Source organism: Nonomuraea maheshkhaliensis (genome assembly GCF_039529435.1).
GTDB classification, from domain to species: Bacteria; Actinomycetota; Actinomycetes; order Streptosporangiales; family Streptosporangiaceae; genus Nonomuraea; species Nonomuraea maheshkhaliensis.
Map to the genome: position 1 here is coordinate 8,338 of NZ_BAAAMU010000181.1, position 9,722 is coordinate 18,059.

A 9,722-nucleotide genomic window follows, 5' to 3' on the forward strand; every position below is an offset into this window, starting at 1 on the left:
GGATCTTGACCTGGAAGTCGGTCCTGCCGAGGTACTGCACCTCGCCGGTCGGCAGCCGGCGGGCCAGGTCCCCGGTGCGGTAGAGACGCCCGCCCGGCGGGCCGTACGGGTCCGGCACGAACCGCTCGGCGGTGAGCCCGGGCCGGCTGACGTAACCACGGGCCAGCTGGACGCCGCCCAGGCAGAGCTCACCCGGGGTGCCGACGGGGACCCGCCGGCCGCCGGCGTCCAGGATCTCCAGGCGGGTGTTGGCCACGGGCCGGCCGATGGGCACCAAGGGCTCGCCCGGCTCGCAGGGGTGCCAGGTGACGTCCACGGCCGCCTCGGTCGGGCCGTACAGGTTGTGCAGCTCGGTCTGCGGGAGCCGGTCGTGGCAGCGGGCGGCCGGCTCGGCACCCAGCGCCTCGCCCGAGCAGATGACGCGGCGCAGCGCGGGCAGGGCCGGCTCGTCGAGGAAGAGCTCCAGCATGGACGGGACGAAGTGCATGGTGGTGACGTCGTGGGCGGTGGCCAGGGCGGCCAGGCGGGCGCCGTCGCGGTGCGCGTCCGGCTCGGCGACCACCAGCCCGGCACCGGTGATGAGCGGCCAGAACAGCTCCCACACCGACACGTCGAACGACAGCGGCGTCTTGTGCAGCACCCGCTCGTCCGGGGCGAGCCCGAACGTGTCCTGCATCCACAGCAGCCGGTTGACGATCGCCCGGTGCGAGATCCCGACCCCCTTGGGGCGGCCGGTGGAGCCGGAGGTGAAGATCACGTACGCCAGCGAATCGGGATGCACGCGCGGCGGCGCGCTGGGAACGTCCGGACCGGGGCCCGCCAGAGGAAGTGCGACGCCCTCCGGGAGGACCGTCGTGCCCGCCGGGCCGGTCAGCACCGTGCGCGCCCGCGCGTCCTCGATCATGTACGCCAGCCGCTCCGGCGGCAGCCCCGGCTCAAGGGGCAGGTAGGCGGCCCCGGCCCCGAGCACGCCGAGCAGGGCGGGCAGCAGGTCGGGGCCGCGTTCGAGACAGACACCGACGACGTCGCCCGGCCGCGTGCCGGCCGCCGTGAGCCGGGCGGTGACGGCCCCGGCCCGCTCGCTCAGCTCGCGGTAGCTGATCCAGGTCCCGTCGTAGCAGACGGCCGGCGCGGCGGGAGTGCGCGCGGCCTGCTCGGCGATCAGCTCGTGCAGGGTCGCGTCCGGGTAGGTCCTGGCGGTGGCGTTCCAGGCGTCGATCGCGGCGGCATCGCGCTCCAGGTACGGGCCCTCGGACCGAGGGTCGTTGCCGGGCTCGGCGGCCTGCCGCAGCGCGATGAGATAAAGCTCGCCGAACCGAGCGATCTGGCCGGCGTCGAACTGGGCCCGGTCGTACGTGATCGTCAGATCGAAGCCGCCGTGCTCGCGCGAGCGGCCGAACGCCGCGGCGAACGGCACGTCGGTCTGCTCGAAGAAGTCCTGGCCGACGATCTCGACGCCGGGCAGGCCCCGGTAGACGTGGAAGTCGCGGAAGTCGAACAGCACGTCCAGCAGCGGCGAACGCCCGGCCGCCCGCTGGATCTCGAACAGCGGATAACGCCGGTGCGGCAGCAGCGCCACCTCCGCCTCGAACACCTCGCGCACCAGCTCGGCCCAGGTCGGGGCGGCGGTAACGTCCAGGCGCAGCGGCACGGTGTTCAGGAACAGGCCCAGCACCTCCTCGCCGGCCTCGCTCTCCGGCCGGCTGTGCGTGACCAGGCCGGTCATCACCTCGCTCTCGCCGGTGACCAGGGCGAGCACGCGCAGGTGGGCGGCCAGCAGCAGGGTGCGCAGCGGCACCGCCAGCCCTCTGGCCGTCGCGCCGAGCCGTTCGAGCAGCTCGGCCGGCAGCGGCAGCCGCAGCACCTCCGCCCCCGGCTCGCCGTGCGGCCCCGGCAGGCGGGGCAGCTTCGTGCCGGGCGCGTCGGCCATCCTGGCCTGCCAGAAGTCGCGCGTCTCCGGCGCCGCCACCGCGGCGCGTTCCGCCGCCACCAGCTCGCGGAAGGCCGCGCCCGGGCGGGTGAGCGGCACAGGTTCGCCGGTGAGGTGCCCGTGGTAGCGCCGTAACAGCTCGGTGACCAGCGCCGCGACGCTCCACCCGTCGAGGATCGCGTGGTGGAAGCTCAGACTGAACGCGAACGTCTCGCCGGGCAGCACGTGCACGTGCGCGCGGGCCAGCGGCGGGGACGCCCAGTCGAACGGCCGCCGCTTCTCCGCCTCCGACCACTCCGCCAGCCGGCGCCCGGCCGCCTCCGGGGCGCCCGAGAGGTCCGTCACCTCCAGCGGCAGCGTCGCCGCGCGGTGCACGAGCTGCAGCGGCTCGCTGAACCCGGTCAGGTCGATCGAGGTGCGCAGGACGGGATGCCGGGCGGTCACCTCGGCCAGCGCCGCCTCGAACGCCTCCGCGTCGAACCGGCCGCGCAGGGTGATCGTGGTCAGGTCGTGGTAGGTGGCCGCGTCCGGCTCGTACGCGCTGTGGTAGAGCATCCCGGCCTGCAGCGCGGCCAGAGGATAGGCGTCCTCCAGGCCGCGCGCGGCTCCCGTCGTCACGGTCATCGCGCCTCGCCTTCCAGCAGTCGTGCCAAATCGTCGGGATTGAGCAGGCCGAACGGCGTCTGTGGCGCCTCGGGTGGTTCCTCCGCCGGTGCGGGCAGCAGCCGTTCGGCCAGCTCCCTGACCGTCTGGTGGCGGAAGAGCTGCTCCAGCCGTACGGCGTAACCGGCTTCGCGCAGGCGGGAGACCACCTTGAGACTGCGGATGGAGTCGCCGCCGGCGGCGAAGAAGTTGTCGTGAGCCGAAACCCGCTCCAGCCCGAGCACCCCCCGCCAGGCTTCGGCGACGGCCAGCTCGGCCGCCCCTTCCGGCTCGGCGTGCCCGGCTGTCTCGCGGGCGCGCGGGTCGGGCAGGGCGTTCCGGTCGAGCTTGCCGCTGCGGTTGAGGGGCAGCTCGGGGAGCACGGTCCAGGTGCTGGGGATCAGGTGGTCGGGCAGCGTGTCACGCAACCTCCGCTCCCACTCACCCATCACGTCCCCACCGGCTGCTGTGGGGCCGGCCACCGTGGGGTCGGCCGGGACCACGTAGGCGGCCAGGCGTAGGCCGGCGCCGTCCTTGATGGCGCGGACGGCGGCGGCGCGGACGCCCGGCAGGGCCGCCAGGGCCGCTTCGATCTCGCCCGGCTCCACCCGCATGCCGCGGATCTTGACCTGGTGGTCGGAGCGGCCCAGGTACTCGATCTCGCCGTCCGGCCGCCACCGGGCCAGGTCGCCGGTGTCGTACAGCCTCCCGCCCGGAGGACCGTAGGGGTCGGGGACGAAACGCTCGGCCGTCAGCGCGGGACGGGCCGCGTACCCCCGCGCGAGCTGCACGCCGCCGATCCACAGGTCGCCGGGCACGCCGACGGGGACGCGGTTCATCCTGGCGTCGAGGATCTCCAGGCGGGTGTTCGCGACCGGCCGCCCGATCGGGATCGCGGCCTCGCCGGGCCGGCACGCGTGCCACGACACGTCCACCGCCGCCTCGGTCGGCCCGTACAGGTTGTGCAGGCCCGCCCCTGGCAGCTCGGCGGCGAACCGGGCGGCCAGTTCGGCGCCGAGGGCCTCCCCTGAGCAGACCACGGTACGCAGCGCGCCCAGCCGCCTGCCCAGGCCGGGCTCGGACAGGAAGGCGTCCAGCATGGACGGGACGAAATGCACGGTGGTGACCGACTCGCGCTCCAGCAGCCCGGCCAGGTAGGAGGGGTCGGCGTGCCCACCGTGCCGGGCCACGACCAGTCCCGCCCCGGTGATCAGCGGCCAGAACAGCTCCCACACCGACACGTCGAACGAGAACGGCGTCTTGTGCAGCACCCGGTCGTCCCCGGTCAGCCGGAACGCGTCCTGCATCCAGCGCAGCCGGTTCACGATCGCCCGGTGCGAGATCCCGACTCCCTTGGGGCGGCCGGTGGAGCCGGAGGTGAAGATCACGTACGCGAGGGAGCCGGGGTGCGGCCGGATTCCGAGCGGCGCGTCGTCCTCGGCGGCCACGGCCGCGGCGTCGCGATCGAGCAGCACCGTCACCACCCCGGCCGTGGGGCCGGGCAGGCGGGTGGCGAAGCGTTCGGTCGAGATGGCCAGGTGGGCGCCCGCGTCGGTCATCATGCCCGCGAGGCGATCGGCCGGGTGGTCGGGTTCCAGCGGCAGGTAGGCCGCGCCGGTGGCGACGACGGCGTGCACGGCGACGACCAGGTCGGCGCCCCGCTCCAGGCACACCCCGACGACCTCGCCGGGCCCGGCCCCGAGCGCGCGCAGGCGCCTGGCCAGGCGGTTCACCCGGCCGTCGAACTCCGCGTAGGTGAGCCACGCCCGGCTCCCGTCCACACCCTCATACCCCAGCGCGGGCGCGTCCGGAGTACGGGCGGTCTGCTCGGCGACCAGGGCGGGCAGCGTTGCGGACGCGTCGGGTCCGGGCGTGTCCGTCTGTTCGGGCACCAGGGCGGGCAGTGTGGCCGGCGCGTCGAGAGTGGGTGTGGCCGTGTCGTTGGCTCGCCGGATGACGTCCAGTTCGGCCGGGGTGAGCAGTGGCAGGTCGGTCACCGGCCGGTCCGGATCGGACGCGGCGGCGGCCAGGAGCGAGCGGAAGTGGTCGGCGAAGCGCTCCATGCGGTCGTGCTCGAACAGGTCCTTGGCGTAGTGCAGCACCCCCGTGAGCGTGTCGCCGGACTCCTCGATCACCAGGTGCAGGTCCGCCTGCGTCACCCCCGGGTCGACGTCGAGGGTGCGCAGGGCGATCCCCGCCACCTCCGGCGGCGCCGGCGGCACGTTCTGGTAGGCGAGCATCACCTGGAACAGCGGGTTGCGGGCCAGGTCGCGCTCCTCGGCCAGCTCCTGCACCAGCACCTCGAACGGCAGCTCCGCGTGGTCGTGCCCGTCCAGGACGCGCTCACGGGTGCGGGCCAGCAGTTCGGCGAAGGACGGCTCGCCGGACAGGTCGCCGCGCAGGACGAGCGTGTTCAGGAAGAGACCGGCCATCTCCTCCACGTCGGGGTGGGCCCGCCCGGACACCGGGGTGCCGACGGGGATGTCGGTGCCGCCCGTGTAGCGGGCCAGCACCGCCTGGAACGCGGCCAGCAGCACCATGAACGGCGTCACCTGCCGTTCCCGCGCGAGCGTGCGCACCGCCGTCACGGTGGGGGCGTCGATCGGGAACGTCAGCCGGCGGCCCTCCATGCTCGCCGGCCCCTGCCGGTGCCGGTCCGCGGGCAGGTCCAGGGCGGGAGGCAGGCCGGCGAGGGCTTCCTTCCAGTACGCGAGGTCGTCCGCCCGCCCGGCCACCCGGGAACGGTGCCAGGCGGCGAAGTCCCGGTAGCCGGTGGTGAGCGCGGGCAGGCCGGCGGGGGTGCCGGTGACGCGGGCCCGGTAGAGCTCCATGAGGTCGCGCAGCAGGATCGACAGGCTCCACCGGTCGGTGACGACGTGGTGCAGGGTGAGGTACAGGTCGTGCTCGGTGTCGCCACGCCGCACCAGGACGGCCCGGACCAGCGGCCCGCCCGCCAGGTCGAACCGGTGCCGAGCCTCCTCCACCCCCACGACCGCGTCCGGGCCTGTCCGTACGGTCAGGCGTGGCCGGCGGAGGCCCTCCTGGAGCGTCGGCTCGCCGTCGTCGGTGACGATCACCAGGCGCAGGGCCTCGTGCCGGGTCACCAGGTCGTCGAACGCGGCCCTCAGCGCGGGCACGGCGAGCGGGCCGATCAACCGTTCCGCCCAGGCGACGTTGTACGCGGGATTACCGGGGTCGAGCTGGTCGAGGAACCACAGGCGGGCCTGGGCGTGCGAGGGCCGGGCGGGGCCGTCGGGCAGGGGCGGGATGGGTCGCGCGGCCGCGCTGGGCAGGAGCGGGGCGAGGCCCGCGACGGTCGGGGTGGTGAAGCAGCGGCGCAGGGTCACCTCGGCGCCGTACGTCTCCCGGAGCCTGACCACCAGGCGCATCGCCAGCAGGGAGTGGCCGCCGAGGGCGAAGAAGTCGTCCTCGACCCCGAAATCGTCCCGTTCGAGCAATTCGGCCCAGACGCCGTGCAGCACGCGCTCGGCGGGCGTGCGCGGCGGTACCGAGACAGCGGTCCCGGCAGCGGCACGTGGCGGTGGCAGGGCGGCGCGGTCGAGCTTGCCGCTGGGCAGGACGGGCAGGTCGGCGACGGCGACGAAGGCGGCGGGGATCATCGCCTCCGGCAGACGGGCGCGCAGGTGGGCGCGCAGGTCGCTCTCCTGTGCGGTGCCGATGGTGTACGCGACCAGGCCGCGTCCCCCGGGGGCGTCGTCGCGGACGGTCACCACAGCCCGCTGGACGGACGGGTGCTCGCCCAGGACGGCGGCCACCTCGTCCGGCTCGATCCGGACGCCGCGCACCTTGACCTGGTGGTCGAGGCGGCCGAGGTATTCGAGGGTGCCGTCGGGGTGCCGGCGGGCCAGGTCCCCGGTGCGGTAGAGGCGTCCGCCGGGCGGCCCGAAGGGGTCGGGGACGAAACGTTCTGCGGTCAGGGCGGCCCGGCCGTGGTAGCCCCGGGTGACGCCGTCCCCGCCGATCAGCAGTTCGCCGGGAATGCCCACCGGCACCGGACGCAGGTCGCCGTCCACCACATAGACCGCGGTGTTCGCGACCGGCCGGCCGATCGAGCCGCCCCGTCCGTCGGTGACGTGCCGCCTGGTGGACCACACGGTGGTCTCCGTGGGCCCGTACAGGTCCCACAGCTCGTCGGTGACGGCGAGCAGGCGGGCGGCGAGCGGGCCGGGCAGCGCCTCGCCCGTGCTGATCACGCGCGGCACCCGGTGGGCCAGGGCGGGCAGCAGCCCTTCGAGGACGGAGGGCGTGGCCTGGACGGTGTGCAGGTCACCGCTCCTGATGAGGTCGTGGACGCGTTCGATGGCGGAGGCGGAGGTGAGGACGACCGTGCCGCCGCTCACGAGCGGGCCGAACATCTCGATCATCGCGATGTCGAACGACACCGACGTCAGGAACAGCGACCGCGTGCCGGCCGCCAGCCCCGGGCGTTCGCGTACGTCGCAGAGCAGGCTGACCAGGCCCCGGTGCGGTACCACCACGCCCTTGGCCCGGCCGGTGGAGCCGGAGGTGTAGATCAGGTAGGCGGCCTGGTCCTGGTGGAAGGCGGGCTCGGGAGCGGGACCTGCGGCGGCAGGGGGGTCGTCGAGCAGGAAGAGGCGGGCGGTCGCCGGCAGCCGGTCCCGCAGGGAGTCCACGGTGACGACCACGCCGGCGCCGGAGTCGGCGATGATCTGCCTCAGCCGCTCGGCCGGGTATTCCGGGTCAAGAGGGACGAAGCAGCCGCCGGCCTTGAGCACGGCCAGCAGCGCCGCGATGAGGTCCGGCTGCCGGGGCACGCAGACGGCGACCCTGCTCTCCCCGCCGACCCCGAGCGCGCGCAGCCCGGTGGCCAGGTCGTTCGCGCGTGACTCCAGCTCGGCGTACGTCAGCGATGTGCCGTCGGCGCCCTCGTCGGCGCCCTCGACGGCGCCCTCGACGGCGCCCTCGACGGCGATCGCCTCCGGCGAGCGGGCGGCCTGCTCGGCGACCAGGTGGTGGATGCCACGGCCTGGGTACGGCATCGTGGTGTCGTTGCGGGCGTGCAGCGTGTCGCGCAGCTCGGCCGGGTCCATGAGCGGCAGCTCGGACAACCGCAGCTCCGGATCGGCGACGGCGGCGCGCAACAGCGTGCGCAGGTGCGCGGCCAGGCGGTGCACGCGGTCGTCGTCGAACAGGTCGGTGGCGTGGTCGAGCACGCACAGCAGCGACCCGTCCGCGCGCTCCTCGACGATGAGGTCCAGGTCGAACATGGCGGTGCCGGGCCGCACGTCCAGGCGTTCCAGGCGCAGGCCGGGCAGGTCGGCGGGCAGGCCGGGGGTGTTCTGGTAGGCGAGCATGACCTGGAAGAGCGGGTTGCGGGACAGGTCCCGGCCGCTGGACAGCTCCTCCACCAGCGTCTCGAACGGCAGTCCCGCATGGTCGAACGCGGCCAGCGCCCGCTCCCTGGTACGCCGGACCAGCTCGGTGAAGGACGGGTCGCCGGACAAATCGCCGCGCAGCACCACGGTGTTGAGGAACAGGCCGACGGTCTGGTCCAGCGACGGATGCGGGCGAGCGGACATCGGTGTGCCGATCGGGATGTCGTCCTGGCCGGTGTAGCGGGCGAGCAGCGCCTGCAGCGCGCCGGCCAGCACCATGAAGGGGGTGGCGCGCAGGCCGGCGGCCAGGTCGCGCAGCCCGGAGGCGAGTGCGGCGTCCAGCTCGAACAGCAGGCGGTGGCCCCGGTTCGACTGCATGGGCGGGCGCGGCCGGTCGGCGGGCAGGTCGAGCGTGTCGGGCAGGCCGTCGAGGGCTTTGCGCCAGTAGTCCAGGTCGCGTTCCGGGGATGGGCCCGCCTGCTGCCAGGCCACGTAGTCGGTGTACGCCACCGGCCGGTCGGGCGGCGGCTCGCCGGCGTAGAGCCGGAAGAGGTCCCTGAACAGGATCGCCACCGACCAGCGGTCGGCCAGGATGTGGTGCAGGGTCAGGATCAGACGGTGCTCCGCGGCCTCGGGCGCCTGGGGGTGTTCGGCGGTCCCGGACGTCTCGCGCGCGGGCCGCCCCGCCGAGGCGCCGATCTCGGGCGTGACCCGGATCAGGCGGGCCCTGGTCAGTGGGCCGTTGCTCAGGTCGAAGGCGAAGCGGGCCTCCTCCTGGGCTGCGGCGTCGGCCTCGCCGGCGGTCATCGTCTCGATCCGCAGCGCGGGACGCACCCGGCCGGGAGCCTGGCGGGGCTCGCCGTCGCGGGCCTCGACCACGTACCCGAGGATCGGGTGCCGCTCCACGAGCGCGTCGAACGCGGCGGCCAGCGCGGCGGCGTCCAGGTCGCCCTCGATCCGGTACGCCCACGACAGGGTGTAGGCGGGATTGCCCGGATCGAGCTGGTCGACCACCCACAGGCGGCGCTGCGCGTCGGACAGCGCCCCGCCCTCCCCGGCCCGGTTCCCCTGGATGGGCCCGGAGAAGGGCGCGGAGAAGGGCCCGGAGAAGGGCGCGGCCTTCCGTGCGGCCCGGGTGCGCTGCAGGCGGGCCTCCAGCTCGGCGCGCTGTTGCGGGCTGAGCCCGGCCAGTCGCGCGCGTACCCCGTTCGGGTCGCTCAACGCTCCTCCTCCAGCAGGTCCAGCAGGTCGGCATCGGTCAGTCCCTCTTCGAGCACCGCCAGCGCCTGCTCGGCGACGGTCGTGGCGTCGAAGCAGCGGCGCAGCGGCAGCTCGACGCCGAACTCGTCGTCGATCCGGCCGATCAGGCGGACCACCAGCAGCGAGTGGCCGCCGAGGGCGAAGAAGTCGTCGTTCACCCCGACGCGCTCGCGGCCGAGCAGCTCGGCCCAGATGGCGGCCAGGGTCTCCTCCATCGGGGTACGCGGCGGCACGAAGGCGGCGACCTGGTCACCGCCGCGCGGCGGCGGGAGCGCGGCGCGGTCGAGCTTGCCGCTGGGCAGGACGGGCAGGTCGGTGACGGTGACGAAGGCGGCGGGGATCATCGCCTCCGGCAGACGGGCGCGCAGGTGGGCGCGCAGGTCGCTCTCCTGTGCGGTGCCGATGGTGTACGCGACCAGGCCGCGTCCCCCGGGGGCGTCGTCGCGGACGGTCACCACAGCCCGCTGGACGGACGGGTGCTCGCCCAGGACGGCGGCCACCTCGTCCGGCTCGATCCGGACGCCGCGCACCTT

At 74.6% G+C, this 9,722-nt stretch carries 3 protein-coding genes; all 3 read right to left on the bottom strand.

Annotated features, from left to right (window positions below; genetic code table 11):
• Positions 1-2,554: non-ribosomal peptide synthetase (locus tag ABFX54_RS52495; protein ID WP_346114799.1), on the bottom strand; the 2,554-nt coding region annotated here is incomplete at its 3' end.
• Positions 2,551-9,150, bottom strand: coding sequence for an amino acid adenylation domain-containing protein (locus ABFX54_RS52500; protein ID WP_346114800.1), 6,600 nt, complete (start codon positions 9,148-9,150; stop codon positions 2,551-2,553). The genes ABFX54_RS52500 and ABFX54_RS52495, both read right to left, overlap by 4 nt.
• The coding region (locus tag ABFX54_RS52505; protein ID WP_346114801.1) for a phosphopantetheine-binding protein at positions 9,147-9,722 on the bottom strand (576 nt) is incomplete at its 5' end. The genes ABFX54_RS52505 and ABFX54_RS52500, both read right to left, overlap by 4 nt.